Below are 17188 nucleotides of genomic sequence, written 5' to 3'. Positions count from 1 at the left end.
CCCTCTGCACGTGCACCGCTGATCGATGCACGAGCCCTCAAACCACGAGGCCCCGCCTGCAGGTGCAAGACGGGGCTTCGGGAAACGGGGGCCTGTTCGCGCCGATGCTGCGTGCTGCGCGAACAGGCCCTGCTGCCTGAATCAGTGATCCACTGCTGTTCCGGCCCCGCGCGGAACACGAATGTCCTCGACGATATGCTGGATGTGCTCGGGCGGCGGCGGGGTCATCTTGCAGACGATGACCGCGACGACGAAGTTGAGCACCATGCCCAGCGAGCCGATCCCCTCCGGCGACACACCCAGCAACCAGTTCTCGGCGCTGTTGAGTTCCGGCGAGATGAACTTGAAGTAGACGATGTAGCTGAAGGTGAAGACCAGGCCGACCAGCATGCCCGCGATGGCACCTTCCTTGTTCATGCGCTTGGAGAAGATCCCCAGCAGGATGACCGGGAAGAAGCTCGATGCCGCAAGCCCGAAGGCAAAGGCCACCACCTGCGCCACGAAGCCTGGCGGATTGATACCGAAGTAGCCGGCGATCACGATGGCCACGGCCGCCGCCATGCGTGCCGCCATCAGCTCCTGCTTCTCGCTGATGTCTGGCTTGAAGGTCTTCTTGAGCAGGTCATGCGAGATGGCCGACGAGATGACCAGCAACAGACCGGCCGCCGTCGAGAGTGCTGCCGCCACCCCACCCGCCGCCACCAGTGCGATGACCCATGCCGGCAGGTTGCCGATCTCCGGGTTGGCCAGCACGATGATGTCGCGATCGATGTAGACCTCGCTCTCGTTGTCGGTAGGCGTGTTGCTCACCAGACGCTGACCGTACTCACCGCGGGCCGCCTGGCTGTCGGCGCTGCCTTCGTAGCTCGGCTTGCCCGCGAAGGGATCACCGCCACGCATCTGGATGATGCCGTCGCCATTCTTGTCGACCCAGCCGATCAGCCCGGTATTCTCCCAGTTGTAGAACCAGCCCGGCAGCTCCTCATAGGCCGTCTCGTTGACGGTCTCGACCAGATTCACCCGCGCGAAGGCACCCACGGCCGGCGCAGTGGTGTAGAGCAATGCGATGAAGAACAGCGCCCAACCGGCGGAGATACGCGCATCCTTGACCGTCGGCACCGTGAAGAAGCGCACGATGACGTGAGGCAGGCCCGCAGTACCGCACATCAGCGCGGCGGTGATGAAGAAGACATCGATGGTGGACTTGGAACCCTCGGTGTACTCGCGGAAGCCGAGATCGGTCACCACCTGATCAAGCTTGTGCAGCAGATAGACGCCGGTGTCATTGCCCTGGGCATCGACCAGGGTGCCGCCGAAACCGGTCTGCGGCAGCACGTGGCCCGTCATCATGATCGACAGGAACACCGCCGGCACCAGGAAGGCGAAGATCAGCACGCAGTACTGGGCCACCTGGGTATAGGTGATGCCCTTCATGCCGCCGAGTACCGCATAGAAGAAGACGATCGCCATGCCGATCACCACGCCGACGTTCACGTCCACCTCGAGGAAGCGCGCGAAGACGATGCCGGTACCGCGCATCTGGCCGGCGACATAGGTGAAGGAAATGAAGATGACGCAGACCACCGCCACGGTGCGCGCGACGCTGGAGTAGTAACGGTCACCGACGAAATCCGGCACCGTGAACTTGCCGAACTTGCGCAGGTACGGTGCCAGCAGCATGGCCAGCAGGACGTAGCCGCCGGTCCAGCCCATCAGGTAGACGGAGGCGTCATAGCCGACATAGGCGATGATGCCCGCCATCGAGATGAACGAGGCCGCCGACATCCAGTCAGCGGCGGTCGCTGCCCCGTTGGCGATGGGGTGAACGCCACCCCCGGCGACATAGAATTCCTTGGTGGAACCGGCTCGCGACCACACCGCGATCCCGATATAGAGCGCAAATGACGCGCCCACGAACAGATAGGTCAGCAGTTGAACATCCATTGGCAGTGTCCTTGGCGATGTCGATCATATTGTTCTTATTCACACAACGGCGCGGCACGACGAGCGGCCTGTGCCCGGCGTGTCACTGACTCATTGCTCGTGAACATCGAAGCGCTCATCGAGCTTGTTCATCGAACGGGCATACAGAATGATCAGCGCGAGGAAGAAGTAGATCGCCCCCTGTTGCGCAAACCAGAAGCCCAGCTTGAAACCGAAGAACTGGATGTTGTTCAGCACGTCCACCAGCAATATCCCGCATCCATAGGACACCACGAACCAGACCACGAGATAGCCCATGATCAGTTTGATATTGGCGGACCAATACGCCTTGGCATTCGCTTCCTTCATGATGGTGTTCTCGCATTGTTATTGTGATTGGCGAAGTGGAGTGATTGGCGATCCAGAGATCGATGACCACCCATCAGTGGATGATCCTTTCTCGGCGGTTGATGGGTATTTCCTGCGCCTTTCAAGGCATGACAGGAAACTTGGCGACTCGAATCTGACAGTAGACAAGGCCCTGCAACGTTGCAGGCTGACTTTAGTCGAGAATGTCAGTCACCCCTGATGGAGCAAAGTTGAGAACGATGCAATTCCTTTTAAATCAACAAGTTGATTAATATCCTAAAGATGCAATCCCTTGGTCTATTGGCCAAATGGGCGAAGAATGATCGGTGAAAGCTTCGGCGTATTGCGCGCATGACATTGGCCGATGCCGGAAAACAGGCCCGAAGTGCAGACGCCATTTCCGGCTTCTTGACGCCAATCATCGAGGCGTCTGCGTGGCAATGGATGACACAGCCTCTTCCCCACGACTCTCAAGACGCCGAGTCTGTCATGCACAGTGCTTGGGACTCGTGGCGGGGCTGCGTAGAATGGCGCTTCCAGAGAGGAGAGCGACATGTTCCAGGGTTGGTGGCTGATCGCAGTGGCACTCGCATATATCGCGGTGCTGTTCACGATTGCATGGCGGGGGGATCGCAACGCCAAGAAACACGGGTCGCCGAATCGGCGCCCAGCGGTCTACAGTCTGGGGCTTGCGGTCTACTGCACCAGCTGGACCTTCTACGGTAGCGTCGGGCAGGCCGCGACCAGCGGCTGGAGTTATCTGAGCATCTTCATCGGGCCGATTCTGGCCTGTCTGCTGTTCTGGCCGATCCTGCTCAAGATGATTCGGGTCGCCAAGCGCCAGAACATCACCTCGATCGCCGACTTCATCGCCTCGCGCTACGGCAAGACGCAGTCGCTGGCGGTGTTCGCCTCGCTGGTGGCCCTGGTCGGCACCCTGCCCTACATCGCCCTGCAGCTGAAGGCCGTCTCGAGTGCCTATCAGGTACTCACCGACACCAGCGATGTCACGCGAACCGCCTGGCTGGGCGATACCGCCTTCTATGTCGCGGCGATCATGGCGCTGTTCGCCATCCTGTTCGGCACCCGCCACACCGACGCCACCGAGCACCATGTCGGCCTGTTGCAGGCGATCGCCTTCGAATCGCTGGTCAAGCTGGTCGCCTTCCTGACCCTGGGCGTCTATGTCACCTGGGGCATGTTCAATGGCCTGGGCGATCTGTTCACCAAGGCCGATACCTATCTGGAGCTGCAACAGCAGCTGGAGACCCAGACCTTCGGCACCGGCTTCTGGGCCCAGACGCTGCTGGCGATGCTGGCGATCTTCTGCCTGCCGCGTCAGTTCCACGTCGCGGTGGTCGAGAACACCCACCACGATGACGCCCGCCGTGCGCGCTGGATGTTCCCGATCTATCTGGTCGCCATCTCCTTCTTCGTGCTGCCGATCGCCGCCGCCGGCCTGACCATGTTCCCCGATGGTTCGGTGTCACCGGACAGCTTCGTGCTGGCGCTGCCGATGGCAGCGGACCAGACCTGGCTGACCCTACTGACCTTCATCGGCGGCTTCTCCGCCGCCACCGGCATGGTGATCGTCGCCGCCGTCGCGGTCTCGATCATGATCTCCAACGAGATCGTGATTCCGCTGTTGTTCCGTCTGCGCTGGTTCGATACCGAGGCGCGCGACTACAGCCATATCGTGTTGCTGGCGCGCCGTCTGACCATCGTGATGATCCTGGCGCTGGCCTACGGCTTCTATCTGCTGATCGCCGAATACAGCACCCTCTCTGCCATCGGCTTGCTGTCGTTTGCCGCCGTCGCCCAGTTCGCGCCCTCGCTGATGGGTGGCCTCTACTGGAAGCGCGGCAACCGCCTCGGCGTCATCGTCGGCCTGAATGTCGGCTTCGCGGTCTGGGCCTGGACCCTGCTCGTGCCGGCACTGGCACAGGCGGGCCTGATGCCGACCGAGATCGTCAACCAAGGGCCGTTGGGCATCGACTGGCTGTCGCCGCATGGCCTGTTCGGCTTCCGCTTCAATGACCCGCTGACCCACGGCGTGATGCTGTCGCTCGGCCTGAACCTGTTCTGCTACATCTTCGTCTCGCAGATGACGCCGCAGCGCGTGGTCGAGCGCATCCAGGCCTCGCTGTTCGTCGACAGTGTCGAGACCCGCCAGACCAGCGTCTCGCGCCCCTGGACCGGCTCCACCTCCGTCTCGGACCTGCGCGTCCTGTGCGAACGCTTCCTCAGCCACGAGCAGGTCGAGCGCGCCTTCGAGGACTACGCACGCCGCAGCGGCCAGCCGCTGGAGCTGCATGCACGCGCCTCCATCGACCTGATCCAGTTCACCGAACGCTTCCTGGCCTCGGTACTCGGTGCCTCCTCGGCACGCATCGTCGTCAACTCGGCGCTGCAGGGTCGCGGTATCGGCATCTCGGATGTCATCTCCATCGTCGATGAAGCCTCGCAGGTGCTCGAATTCAACCGCGCCCTGCTGCAGGCGACCATCGAGAACATCCACCAGGGCATCAGCGTGGTCGACCAGCACATGCGCCTGGTGGTGTGGAACCAGCGCTACCTGGACATGTTCCGCTTCCCTGACAACCTGATTCGGGTCGGCGCGCCCATCGATCGCATCTTCCGCTACAACGCCCACAACGGCGAATACGGCCCGGGCGACCCCGAAGAGCACGTCGACCAGCTGCTGGATGCCATCCGCAACGGCGAGCCGCACCGCTACGTGCGCTATCGCCAGGATGACAGCGTGATGGAGATCCAGGGCAACCCGATGCCCGGTGGCGGCTTCGTCTACACCTATCAGGACATCACCCAGCAGAAGCGCACCGAAGAGGCGTTGATCCGCTCGGAAAACAACATCCGCATCTACACCGACAACGTGCCGGCGCTGATCGCCTACTTCGACAAGGAGTGTCGCTACCTCTTCACCAACCGTGCCTATGAAGCGGTGATGGGCATCGACCGTACCGCCGTGATCGGCGAGCCCGCCGAAGAGGCGATGCCGGAAGATATCTATCGCCAACGCGCGCCGTGGATGACGCGCGCGCTGTCCGGTGAGCGCGTCTCCTTCGAGATCTCGCTGGAAGCCCCGGAAGGCGGTGTGCGCTACATGCTGGTCACCTATACGCCGCACTTCAGCACCAAGGGCAACATCCTCGGCTTCTTCGCGCTCTATCAGGACATCACCGAGCGACGCCTGGCGGAGATCGCCCTCAAGGAGACCAACGAGAACCTGGAGGAGCGCGTGCGCGTGCGTACCCAGGAGCTGTCACAGGTCAACGAGGCCCTGCGCACCGAGAACCGCGTGCGCGCCGAGGCCGAGCAGGCACTGCGTCAGGCCAAGCAGTTGGCCGAGGATGCCAACGCCTCCAAGACGCGCTTCCTGGCCGCGGCCAGCCACGACCTGCTGCAGCCACTGAATGCGGCGCGTCTGTTCACCTCCGCCCTCGCCCAGCAGGTCGAAGGCGAGATGAAGACCACCACCAATCACATCGACAACTCGCTGCAGGCCGCCGAGGAACTGCTCAGCACCCTGCTCGACATCTCCAAGCTGGATGCCGGGGCACTGGCGCCACGCCGCAGCGTGTTCCGCCTCTCCGACATCCTCAAGCCGCTCAAGGCCGAGTTCGAGGTGATGGCGGAAGACCGCGGGCTGGACCTGAAAGTGGTGATGACGCAGCTGGCAGTGGATTCCGATGGCCAGATGCTCAGACGTATCGTGCAGAACTTTCTCTCCAACGCGGTGCGCTATACCCGTCAGGGCCATGTGCTGCTGGGCTGTCGCCGTCTGGGCGATCGCATTCGCATCGAGGTCTGGGACACCGGCCCCGGCATTCCCGAGTCGAAGCTGACCGAGATCTTCCAGGAATTCCGGCGTCTCGATCAGACCGAGCGTCACAAGGAGAGCGAGAAGGGTCTCGGCCTGGGGCTGTCGATCGCCGAACGCATGAGCCGGGTGCTCGACCACCCGATCACGGTGCGCAGCTGGGTCGGCATCGGCACCGTCTTCGCCGTCAGCGTGCCGATCAGCAAGGAGCTGCCGGCGGCCGAGCTGCCGGATGCCGTGCCGGCTCGCAAGCGCGCCGGCAACAAGCTGACCGGCACTCGTGTCCTGTGCATCGACAACGAGAGCCTGATTCTCGAGGGCATGAAGGCGATGCTGTCCGGCTGGGGTTGCGAGGTGTTCACGGCGACCTCGATCGGCGGCGCCAAGTCGGTGATCCGCAACCTGGATGGTGATCCGGATGCCATCCTCGCCGACTACCACCTCGACAACGAGGTGACTGGCCTGATGGCGCTGGACGCGCTGGATGAACGTCTGTCGGGCTCGGTGCCGGGCATCGTGATCACCGCCGACCGCACCGATGAGGTCGCCGAGGAAGTGCGCCGTGCGGGCTATCACCTGCTGCTCAAGCCGGTACGACCCGCCGCACTGCGTGCGCTGCTGACGCGCACCCTGCAGGCCAATCGCGCCGAGAAGCACACCAGTGGCGCGAGTGACGCCCCCGACGCCGCGACGGATGATCCAGCCCCCTGATCAGGCGGGCTGGCCTGTCGCTCTTTCGTCCTTAACTCTTTTATCCATGACGCAAAAAGCCCGCCCTGTCAGCGACAGGGCGGGCTTTTTGTGGCTTGAAGGCGCGACTCTCGAGGAGAGCCTCAGCTCAAGCGCTGACGCAGGATCAGGAGCGGACTTTCGGCGGCTCGACTTCCAGACGCTGGGCCGCGATGACGGCCTGGGTGCGCGAATGCACGCCCAGCTTGCGCAGAATGGCGGTCACGTGGGCCTTGATGGTGGCCTCGGACACATTCAGCTCATAGGCGATCTGCTTGTTGAGCAGACCTTCCGTCAGCATGTTGAGCACGCGGAACTGCTGCGGCGTCAGCGACGCGATCGCCTCGGCGAAGCGCGATTCATCCTCGGAAGACTCGCCCATGGCCTCGGCGATATCCGTCGGCAGCCAGACTTCACCTTCGAGGATCTCGCCGATGGCTTCGGCGATGACGTCGAGGCTGGCGGACTTGGGAATGAAGCCGGAGGCCCCATAATCGATGGCGCGGCGCACCACGTAGGGCTCCTCGCTACCGGACACGACCGCCACCGGGATGTCCGGTGTCTGGCCACGCAACTGGATCAGACCGGAGAAGCCGTGGGCTCCCGGCATGTGCAGGTCCAACAGGATCAGGTCGGCATCGGGATGGCGGGCAACGACTTCGTTGGTCGCTTCCATGCTGTCAGCCTCGACGATCTCCGCCTGAGAGGCGACTTGTCTAAGCGCCTGGGTCAGTGCGGCACGAAAGAGCGGGTGATCGTCTGCAACGATGAACTTCTGGGCAAAGGCCATTGAGTCTCCTCCAAAACCCCGATGGTGATCATCACCGACCTTCCTGGCCGGTCAACAATCGCCGTTATTTTCTGGCATGTTACCCCATAAAACGTGCGTTTAACAAAGCAGCCCACCATCGGAAGATGTACTGATGTTTCGCTCGGGGAACACGAGTATCGCACGGATTGATGCCCGGCGAGCGAACAATCCGTGCGCTGATTCTGACAGCATCCTGGGGATGGTGAGTCAGACAACCCTACCCGCAACGCGACTGGCATGCCAGCCGATCAATGCGACACCGGCAATCAGCACGAAGCCGATCAGACTGGCGATATCCGGCACCTCCCCCCAGATGGCCCAGCCCGCCAGTGCCGAAAACACGATGGTCAGATAGGAATAGATCGACACTTCCCCCGCCGGTGCGAGGCGATAGGCGGTGGTCATCAGAATCTGACCGCCGGCCGCAAAGATGCCGATGCCCAGCAAGGCCAGCGCCTGAGGGCCGCTCGGCATCACCGGATTCATCAACATCGGCACCAATGTCACCACACTGGAAACCAGCGAGAAATGCAGCACGATGGTCGCCGAGGCCTCGCGCCCTCTCATCGCACGGATGAGCGTATAGGCCGCCCCCGCCAGCATTGCCGAACCCAGCCCGACCATGGCGGGCAACAATGCCTCCACTCCGCCCTCGGCAAATGCCAGTTGCGGCTTGATGACCAGCGCCGCGCCAGAGAAGGCGACCAGCATGCCGACCAGCCGCCAGCCACCAAGGCGCTCGGCCAGGAAGAGGCCGGCGAACAGGCTGACGAAGAACGGCGATAGCTTATTCAGAATAGTCGCATCTGCCAGCAGCAGATGATCGATGGCGTAGAAGAAGCTCATCACGCCGCCGAGGCCGATCAGTGACCGCGCCATCAGCATCGGCTGGTGATGCCAATGGCCCAGCAGGCGCGCGCCCGCCATGCGCACCATCACCACCGCCACGCCGAGACTGACCAGGTTGCGCACGAAGACCTTCTCGAACAGCGGCAGGTCGCCGCTCAGCTTGACCATCGCCCCCATCAGCGCGAACGAGATCGCCGACAGGCACATCAGGATGACGGCGCGAGGACGATTCTCGCCCTCAGTGGACGACGCGGCGACGGGAGAACTGGCTGGCTGAGAGGCGGGGCAGGATGCATCCGACTTGCCTGCTGACATGGGGGCGGCCTTGATCATGAATTGATTGGGGAAATGCACAGCGAGGCGCGAACGGACTCCGCGGGCACATGCGCTGGCGCGTCATTATCAAGCCAGCGCCTCCTCGATGGCCAACCTTTCACGTCTCGCACAGCGCAAAAGCGCGGGTCAGGAATACGAACAGGCAGATGCTCTCAGACAGGCGCACAAAAAAGCGCGGGAGCCAGGCTCCCGCGCTTCGCTGTCGCTGCGTGTCTTGTCAGGCCTCGATGACCGTCACTCGACGCGTTCAGCGGTTGGCGCGCTGCTCGATCAGGTCATCCACCACTGACGGGTCCGCCAGGGTCGAGGTATCGCCGAGGCCGTCGGTCTCGTTGGCGGCGATCTTCCGAAGGATGCGGCGCATGATCTTGCCTGAACGCGTCTTGGGCAGCCCCGGCGCCCACTGGATGACGTCCGGCGAGGCGATCGGGCCGATGTCCTTGCGCACCCACTGGGTCAGCGTCTTCTTGAGCTCATCACTGGCTTCGATGCCGTCGTTGAGCGTCACGTAGATGTAGATGCCCTGGCCCTTGATGTCATGGGGATAGCCGACCACGGCGGCCTCGGCGACCGCCTCATGCGCCACCAGCGAGGACTCGATCTCGGCGGTGCCCATGCGGTGGCCAGAGACGTTGAGCACATCATCGACGCGCCCGGTGATCCAGTAGTAGCCATCCTCGTCGCGACGACAGCCATCACCGGTGAAGTACATGCCCGCATAGGTGGAGAAGTAGGTCTGCACGTAGCGTTCGTGATTGCCCCAGATCGAACGTGCCTGCCCCGGCCAGCTGTCGAGAATCACCAGGTTGCCTTCGGTCGCCCCCTCGAGGATGTTGCCCTCGTTGTCGACCAGCGCCGGCTGCACACCGAAGAACGGCAGCGTGGCGGAGCCCGGCTTGAGGTCGGTCGCGCCCGGCAGCGGCGCGATCATGATGCCGCCGGTCTCGGTCTGCCACCAGGTGTCCACCAGCGGGCAATTGCCATTGCCGATCACGCGGTGGAACCACTCCCAGGCCTCGGGGTTGATCGGCTCGCCCACCGAGCCGAGCAGCCGCAGGCTCGTGCGCGAGCTTGAGTCCATCACGCTGTCACCGTGTGCCATCAGCGCACGCACGGCGGTCGGGGCGGTATAGAGAATATTGACCTGGTGCTTGTCGACGATCTCGCCGATGCGCCCGTGGGTCGGATAGCTGGGCACGCCCTCGAACATCAGCGTGGTCGCGCCATTGGCCAGCGGTCCGTAGACGATGTAGCTGTGGCCCGTCACCCAGCCGACATCCGCCGTGCACCAGTAGATATCGCCATCGTGATAATCGAACACGTAGCGATGAGTCATCGCGGCATAGAGCAGATAACCGCCCGTGGTGTGCTTCAGGCCCTTGGGCGTGCCGGTGGAACCGGAGGTGTAGAGGATGAACAGCGGGTCTTCCGCGCCCATCGCCTCGGCCGGGCAGTCACTGGACTGACGGTCCACCAGCTCATGGAACCAGGCATCGCGGCTGCCCCAGTTCACCTCACCGCCGGTACGCCGCACCACCAGCACGTGGTCGACACAGTCGGTGCCATCACGCTCCAGCGCCTCATCGACGTTCTCCTTGAGCGGCACGCGCTTGCCACCTCGCAGTGACTCATCGGCGGTGATCACGATGCGCGAGCTGGAATCGACGATACGCCCCGCCAGCGCGTCCGGCGAGAAGCCACCGAACACCACCGAGTGCACGGCACCGATGCGCGTACAGGCCAGCATCGCCATCGCGGCTTCGGGAATCATCGGCATGTACAGCGTGACCACATCGCCCCGCTTGACGCCCAGTTCCTTGAGGCCATTGGCAAACTGGCTGACACGCGCGTGCAGCTCGCGATAGGTGATCGACTGGGACTCGTTCGGGTCGTCCCCTTCCCAGATGATGGCGACCTGATCGCCACGCTCGGCGAGGTGGCGATCGAGGCAGTTGTGCGCCACGTTGAGCTTGCCGTCCTCGAACCAGCGCACATCGACATCACCGGGACCGAAGTTGGTATTGCGGATCACCGAGGGCGCATCGAACCAGTCCAGTGACTGGGCCTGCTCGGCCCAGAATGTCTCCGGCGCCTCGACGGACTGCTGATACATGGCCTGATAGCGCTCTCGGTCTGCCCAGGCGTGGGCGGCGGCATCGGGAGTGACCGGATGAACCTTGGCATGTTCGCTCATGTGGCGTGACCTCTGACGGATTGGCTGGCGACTCGCTGTCCCACGCAGCATGCGTGAAGCGCAGGCGAGCCGAGGCAAGTCCATTTCAGCTTAAACCCAAGCATGGGGGGGCCACACACTAGACCTTGGTAGATAAATTTTTACTAATTATTTCAACTGTTTATCAACAAATTACACCAAGGTCACAGCGACGTTCGGAGGACAGAAACCGCCTGAAAAGACACCTTCTGGCGCGACTCGCACTTTGCAATGACGCGCCAGCGAGCGAAATGCGCCTCAACGCGCAGTCGACGCATTGCGCGCCGGGTCATTCAAGGGACCGCTCAATTCCTGGCCACAGCGTCGACAGCGATAGCGGTGACCGCGCTGGGCATTGGCATGGCGTCGCGAGCTGAAATAGTGCGCGGTATCGCAGCCACAACCATAGGCCCAGGGCGTCGGACTGGCAGTCGAGACATCCATGCGATGCGTCACCTCCGGCGGGATGCCGTAGAGGTTGGTCATCACCTGCTGCCACTCGGGGCCATGCGGTTTGACACGTGTCTTGCCGGCGCGCTCGACCACCTCCATCACCACCCAGTGCGCGACCTCGTGGGGGACGGTCTGGCTGAGGAAGTGATGGCGGTTCTCGCTGAGCAGCTGCCAATTGAAGCGCAGCCGCTGGCGCGCCGAATCCGCCGTGCCCGCCGTGCGCCCCTTGAGACGGCAGGAGACCGATGGCATGCGCAGCTCGGGGAACAGGGCACGCGCGCGTGCCAGACATGCCAGCACCTGCGCCTCCAGCGTCGCGTGCAGGGCAGGCGCCGTCAGCGCCTCGAGCGCGGCGGCATCGACCAGCGGCAGTGGCGTCGCGGGGGTCTCCCCCAGGCAGGCCAGGGCATGATCGGGCGCGAATCGGTGACGACTGACGACACGACGAGTGGATGATGACATGACACGATGACCAGACAGCAGAGCGATGGAACGGATGAGCTGATGACGAGCGAGCGTACCACTCCTCGAGGCGTGAAATGATACACTAGCGCCATTCACGCCTGCCCGGTTCCCCTTGGTTCACCCAGGTAGCCAGGCGGCACTGTTCGACTTCTCCCCTTATCGCACGTGAGACTCCCCCATGGCCGAGCCTGTCCAGACCCAGCCGCTGCTGGATGATGAATCCCTCGACATCCTCGACGAATTCCTCGAGTCCGACATCGTCGGCCCGGAAGCTCTCGATATCATCAGTGCGCATGGCTTCATGCTGGCACTGGCCATCGCACCGCGCGAAGTGCCCTCCAGCCTGTGGCTGCCGGAGCTCTTCCAGGGGCAGCCAAGCTACGAAAGCCCGCAGCAGGAAGCGGAAGTCGTCTCCCTGTTCGAGCAGATGCGTGCCAACGCCATCGATGCCCTCGAACACGGCGTGCTGCCGGAACTGCTGTTCGAGCTGGAGCTGGGCGGTGCCGACCCGGTCGAGACACCGATCGGCGACTGGTGTGCCGGCTTCATGGAAGGCGTGTTCATGGACGAGGAGGCCTGGTTCGGCACCCAGGAAGAGGCGGCCGCCGAACTGCTGCTGCCGTTCATGGCCATCTCCGGCGTCTTCGACGATGAAGACCCGGAGATCGGTGAGCTGATCGCCGACCCGATCGGCGCCCAGCGCTTCGTCAATCAGCTGCCGGAACTGCTGCTGGACCTCTACCTGCTCTACCGTGTCCCGCCAGAAAGCCCCAAGCCGTCGCCGCGTCGCAAGGGTTCCGCCGCACCGGGCGCAGCCGGCATTCCGCGCAGCAAGCACGCCGGCAACAAGGGCGCTGGCAAGGGTGGCAACAAGAGCGGTGGCAACAAGAACGGTGGCAAGGGAGGCGGCAAGAAGCGCTGATCCCGCCATGGCGCTCTTGACGCCATGCAGCCTTGAAAACGACAACGCCGGGCGGCCTCATGGGGCGTCCGGCGTTTTGGTTCCACGCAGCCGTGTCTGACAGCTGCGAGCCGCTCAGCGCAGCCGCGTCACCAGGCTATCCAGAGTGCCATAGCCCCACTCGCGACAGCGCTGCATCAGCGGCCGACGCTGCCAGGCGGCCTGGTTGATCTCGACACTGTGGGCGAAGTGATGCTCGAACAGCGTGGCGACCTCGGCGGCGAAGCGATGGTCCTGCACCTCCTGATTGGCCTCCAGATTCCACTGCAGGCTCCAATGATCGAAGTTGCACGACCCCAGCGTCACCCAGTCATCCGCCAGCGAGAACTTGGCATGCAGAAAGCGGGGCTGGAATTCATGGATACGCACGCCCGCCTTGAGCAGCCCGGCATAGAAGCGCTGCCCCGCCGAGCGCACGCCCGGGTGATCATGATGCTGGCCGGCGATCAGCAAGCGGACATCGACACCCCGGCGCGCCGCGCGCTTGAGACGCCGCCGCATGCTGAAGGTCGGCACGAAGTATGGCGTACAGATCCACAGCCGCTTGCGTGAGCTGCTGGCCTGATGCTGCAGGGAATGACGGATGGCCTGATAGCGGAAACCATGCCCCCAGACCACCCGCCCACGCATGCTCAGATAGCCCTCGACCCGGCACGCACGCACATTGATGCTGCGCACCGCCAGTCGGCTGCCATGGCCACGACTGGCCGCGGAGTCCCACACGCGTGCGAACAGGCGCACCCAGTCACTGATGCACGGCCCCTCGATGCGTATCGCGACTTCCGACCAAGCCTCGGCGAAGACATCCACCGCACCGAAGCCGCCGGTAAAGCCTACCTCCCCATCGACCACCAGAAGCTTGCGATGGTCACGCGTCAGATTGCGCCCCAGCCGCCACCAGGAAAGCGGGTTGTAGATCCTGAGCTGGATATCGGCCTCGATCATGCGCTGGCGATCAACTTCCTCGAGGCCCAGCGAGCCGAAACCATCCAGCAGCACCAGCACCGTCACGCCGCGGCGGCGCGCGCCACACAGCGCATCGATCAGGACGCGACTGAGGTGGCCGCTCTCGGCCAGATACAGCTCGAGCAGGATGGAATGGCGCGCGGATTCCACCGCCTCCAGCATGCTGGGCAGAAACCGCGCGCCTTCCGGCAGCAAGGTGAATCGATTGCCTGATCGCCACATTCCCAGCATGCCTTGCCTCCCGTCATTTCCCTGCACGGCACGATACAGATGGCGATGCCCATGACGGTGCACCGCCAGATGCTGCCACTGTGCGCTTCGTCACTACGCACTCAGTCACTACGCACTCAGTCACCAAATACTCTGCCACGGCGTCTGCGGGCAGAATGCGTATAATGTTCAATATCATGCTCGCGCTGAGCGCTACCAGCCAGACCATGAAAACGTCGCAATCAACCCTCATTCATCGTCCCGATGCTTTATTCGTGAACGCCGACAGATTGTCGTTTCCGGTAGTCCGTCCTTGTCCACACCTGCGAGAGCCTCACCATGTCGCCAGTCACCTTAGTCTTGCGCCCGTTGCGCAATCTCAGTCGCCGTCTGCTGGACAAGTGGGTGGAGCTGCGCGCGGTGGAGCCCGACATCAATGCGTTGGACCACAGCGCCTTGAACCTCGATCCGACGCTGCCGGTGGTCTACGTCTTCCCGTACCAGGCATTGTCCGACGAGCTGGTGGTCGAGCAGCTGTGCGAGGCACGTGGCCTGCCCTCGCCGACCCTGCCTCTGAGCATAGGCGACCTGCGCCTGAGCCACTCCCGTCTCCGTCTGTTGCGGCGCTCGCGCAGCGACAGGAGCCTGCTGTCACGCCGCCTGGCCAAGTTGATCGCAGCACTCGAAGACGCCCCGAGTGATGTCGAGGTGCAGCTGGTGCCGGTCAGCGTGTTCTGGGGGCGTGCCCCGGGCAAGGAATTCGGCTTCTGGAAGTTCATCTCCGCCGATAGCTGGCGGGTGACGGGCGTGCTGCGCCGCGCCATCGCGATTCTGGCGCATGGGCGCTCGGTGGATGTGCATTTCGGCCAGCCGCTCAGGCTGCACGAAGTGCTCAGGGAAGGCCCGCAGGACTCGGCGCTGGCGCACCGCCGCATCTCGCGCCTGCTGCGCGTGCACTTCCGGCGCGTGCGTACCCGCCTGCTGGGGCCAGACCTCTCCCACCGCCACACCATGATTCGCAACCTGCAGAAGGCGCCCGCCGTGCAGGACGTGATCAGCGAGCTGGCACGCGAGCAGAATCAGCCGCCGGCACGCCTGGAGAAGCGCGCCCTGCAGTATGGTCGCGAGATCGCCTCCAACATGGGCTATCCGGTGCAGCGCTTCCTGGCGCATGCCCTCAAGCGGCTGTGGCACAAGCTCTACGACGGCGTCGAGGTGCGTGGCATGTCGCAGGTCAAGGCGATCGCCGGCGACTGCGAGCTGATCTACGTGCCCTGTCATCGCAGCCATATCGACTACCTGCTGCTGTCCTACGTGCTGTTCCACGAGGGGCTGATGACGCCCCACGTCGCCGCGGGCAAGAATCTCGACATGCCGATCATCGGCCCGATCCTGCGCCGTGGCGGCGCCTTCTTCCTGCGCAGAAGCTTCCGCGGCAATCGCCTGTATGCCACCGTCTTCGACGAGTACGTGCACCAGCTGATCACCCGCGGTCATCCGCTGGAGTACTTCATCGAGGGGGGCCGCTCGCGCACCGGCCGCATGCTGCCCCCACGCCCGGGCATGCTGGCGATGACCCTGCGCTCCTTCCTGCGTGATACGCGCCGCGAAGTGGCCTTCGTGCCGGTCTACATCGGCTACGAGAAGGTCTTCGAGAGCCTGAGCTATCAGCGCGAACTGTCGGGAGCCAGCAAGAAGAAGGAATCACCGCTGGACCTCATCCGCGTGCTCGGCCAGCTCAAGCAGCCCTTCGGCAAGGTCTACCTGAACATCGGCGAACCGCTCAAGCTGGGCGAATGGCTGGATGAGACCGCGCCGGACTGGAAGGCCAGCCGACATCAGCGCCGCCCAGAATGGCTGACCCAGGCGGTGCCGCAACTGGGGCATGAAATCGCCACGCGCATCAATGCCGCCGCCGCGCTCAATCCGGTCTCGCTGACGGCGCTGGTGCTGCTGTCCACCGCCCACCACGCCATCGAGGCCAGCCTGCTGCAACGCCAGCTGGCGATGCTGGTACGTCTCGCCGACAAGCTGCCGGGCCGTCATGACCACAGCCTGCCCGAGGGCACGCCACAGGAATGGGTCGCACACTGCGCCCATCTGGGGCTGGTCACCCTGCGTCCACAGAGTCTTGGCGAGCTGGTGATCGCCACCCCGGAACAGGCCAGTCTGCTGACCTGGTATCGCAACAACGTGCTGCACCTGCTGGCGCTGCCGGCGCTGATCGCCTTCGCCTTCCGCAACACGGCCCAGTACACCCTCGAGGCACTGGAAGACCAGATCAGTCCCGCCTGGCCGCTGCTGGTGCGCGAGCTGTTCGTCCCCGAGGCCCCTGAGCTGAAGGCGGATATCGCCGCCACGCTGGCTCTGATGAGCGAGGAAGGTCTGCTGGAGCATCAAGTGGCGACTGGCGACACTCCGGAGCGCTGGTCACGTCCGGTGGCCAGCCAGGAGCCTTCCGAGCAGCTGCGCCTGCTGGCTCAGCCGGTACAACCGACGCTGGAACGCGGCTATCTGTTGATCGCCGCCCTGTTGCAGCACGGCAGCGGCACGCTGGACCGCGAGTCCCTCGAAAGCCATTCCGGTGCCCTGGCCGAACGCCTGACCCTGCTGTCGGGCCTCAATGCGCCGGAGTTCTTCGACAAGCGTCTGTTCAGCGGCCTGCTCGATACACTGCTGGAGCTGGAGTTCATCTGGCTTGAGAGCGGCCAGCTATGCTTCGGCGAAGCGCTGGAAGACCTGCAGGTACACGGGCGTGATCTGTTCGATCCCGCCCTGCGCCACCGCCTGCAGCATGTACGCCTGCGCGACAGCGACAGCGAGAACGAGACAGAGAACGAGAGCGACGCCCCGACTGAAGGCATGGACGAGGAGCAGCATCCCGCCCTCAGCGACCACGAGGCCGCTGACGAAACTGCATCAGCAGACCACAAGCCGTCCAACACCTCTTCTCAGCGCGAATGAGATGATGGGCCGAGGCCCCATAGTGCAAAAAAGCCCCCGCCGCGATCAGATCGCGAGCGGGGGCTTTTGCGTTTGGCGGAGGCTTTTACATCGCTGACG

10 protein-coding genes are annotated in these 17188 nt (G+C 63.6%); 3 read left to right on the top strand and 7 right to left on the bottom strand.

Annotated elements, in window-relative coordinates; genetic code table 11:
- Positions 1-141: 141 nt before the first annotated feature.
- Positions 142-1944, bottom strand: coding sequence for a sodium:solute symporter family protein (locus tag ACJJV2_RS02045; protein WP_054556853.1), 1803 nt, complete (start codon positions 1942-1944; stop codon positions 142-144).
- A gap of 90 nt (positions 1945-2034) precedes the next feature.
- Complete coding sequence (locus ACJJV2_RS02040; protein ID WP_043333789.1) at positions 2035-2292, bottom strand: DUF4212 domain-containing protein; 258 nt, start codon at positions 2290-2292, stop codon at positions 2035-2037.
- 553 nt (positions 2293-2845) lie between these two features.
- Between ACJJV2_RS02040 and ACJJV2_RS02035 the strand changes: the two genes are divergently transcribed.
- Entirely contained in the window at positions 2846-6844 is a 3999-nt protein-coding gene (locus tag ACJJV2_RS02035) for a NahK/ErcS family hybrid sensor histidine kinase/response regulator (RefSeq protein ID WP_405277960.1), read from the top strand.
- Between the two features lie 145 nt (positions 6845-6989).
- Here the strand turns inward: ACJJV2_RS02035 and ACJJV2_RS02030 are convergent, their stop codons facing one another.
- From ACJJV2_RS02030 to ACJJV2_RS02015, 4 genes are all read right to left on the bottom strand, one after another.
- A complete protein-coding gene (locus ACJJV2_RS02030) occupies positions 6990-7652 on the bottom strand; it encodes a response regulator transcription factor (protein ID WP_043333788.1) in 663 nt (220 codons plus the stop codon).
- A 228-nt stretch (positions 7653-7880) separates the two neighbouring features.
- Positions 7881-8837 (bottom strand): DMT family transporter, encoded by a 957-nt coding sequence (locus ACJJV2_RS02025; protein ID WP_405277957.1) that lies wholly within the window; start codon positions 8835-8837, stop codon positions 7881-7883.
- A 268-nt stretch (positions 8838-9105) separates the two neighbouring features.
- Complete coding sequence (gene acs / locus ACJJV2_RS02020; RefSeq protein WP_175089115.1) at positions 9106-11052, bottom strand: acetate--CoA ligase; 1947 nt, start codon at positions 11050-11052, stop codon at positions 9106-9108.
- A 276-nt stretch (positions 11053-11328) separates the two neighbouring features.
- Complete coding sequence (locus tag ACJJV2_RS02015; protein ID WP_405277954.1) at positions 11329-11985, bottom strand: SprT-like domain-containing protein; 657 nt, start codon at positions 11983-11985, stop codon at positions 11329-11331.
- A gap of 181 nt (positions 11986-12166) precedes the next feature.
- Between ACJJV2_RS02015 and ACJJV2_RS02010 the strand changes: the two genes are divergently transcribed.
- The gene (locus ACJJV2_RS02010) at positions 12167-12910 is read left to right on the top strand and encodes a YecA family protein (RefSeq protein ID WP_284893276.1); all 744 of its coding nucleotides are present in this window, start codon (positions 12167-12169) and stop codon (positions 12908-12910) included.
- Positions 12911-13024: 114 nt separating this feature from the next.
- Here the strand turns inward: ACJJV2_RS02010 and ACJJV2_RS02005 are convergent, their stop codons facing one another.
- Complete coding sequence (locus ACJJV2_RS02005; protein ID WP_405277952.1) at positions 13025-14146, bottom strand: phospholipase D-like domain-containing protein; 1122 nt, start codon at positions 14144-14146, stop codon at positions 13025-13027.
- A 318-nt stretch (positions 14147-14464) separates the two neighbouring features.
- Between ACJJV2_RS02005 and plsB the strand changes: the two genes are divergently transcribed.
- Entirely contained in the window at positions 14465-17089 is a 2625-nt protein-coding gene (gene plsB / locus ACJJV2_RS02000) for a glycerol-3-phosphate 1-O-acyltransferase PlsB (protein WP_405277950.1), read from the top strand.
- Positions 17090-17188: the final 99 nt, after the last annotated feature.

Origin of the sequence: Cobetia sp. Ld8, from assembly GCF_045066615.1 — a bacterium.
GTDB classification, from domain to species: domain Bacteria; phylum Pseudomonadota; class Gammaproteobacteria; order Pseudomonadales; family Halomonadaceae; genus Cobetia; species Cobetia amphilecti.
Note: the sequence above shows the minus strand (reverse complement) of the source record. Positions and strands in the feature narration are given on the sequence as shown.

What these genes read in the sequence shown, in the direction of transcription:
- ACJJV2_RS02045 (WP_054556853.1), bottom strand. Translation starts at nt 1,944, where the DNA reads ATGGATGTTCAACTGCTGACCTATCTGTTCGTGGGCGCGTCATTTGCG.
- ACJJV2_RS02040 (WP_043333789.1), bottom strand. Translation starts at nt 2,292, where the DNA reads ATGAAGGAAGCGAATGCCAAGGCGTATTGGTCCGCCAATATCAAACTG.
- ACJJV2_RS02035 (WP_405277960.1), top strand. Translation starts at nt 2,846, where the DNA reads ATGTTCCAGGGTTGGTGGCTGATCGCAGTGGCACTCGCATATATCGCG.
- ACJJV2_RS02030 (WP_043333788.1), bottom strand. Translation starts at nt 7,652, where the DNA reads ATGGCCTTTGCCCAGAAGTTCATCGTTGCAGACGATCACCCGCTCTTT.
- ACJJV2_RS02025 (WP_405277957.1), bottom strand. Translation starts at nt 8,837, where the DNA reads ATGTCAGCAGGCAAGTCGGATGCATCCTGCCCCGCCTCTCAGCCAGCC.
- acs (WP_175089115.1), bottom strand. Translation starts at nt 11,052, where the DNA reads ATGAGCGAACATGCCAAGGTTCATCCGGTCACTCCCGATGCCGCCGCC.
- ACJJV2_RS02015 (WP_405277954.1), bottom strand. Translation starts at nt 11,985, where the DNA reads ATGTCATCATCCACTCGTCGTGTCGTCAGTCGTCACCGATTCGCGCCC.
- ACJJV2_RS02010 (WP_284893276.1), top strand. Translation starts at nt 12,167, where the DNA reads ATGGCCGAGCCTGTCCAGACCCAGCCGCTGCTGGATGATGAATCCCTC.
- ACJJV2_RS02005 (WP_405277952.1), bottom strand. Translation starts at nt 14,146, where the DNA reads ATGCTGGGAATGTGGCGATCAGGCAATCGATTCACCTTGCTGCCGGAA.
- plsB (WP_405277950.1), top strand. Translation starts at nt 14,465, where the DNA reads ATGTCGCCAGTCACCTTAGTCTTGCGCCCGTTGCGCAATCTCAGTCGC.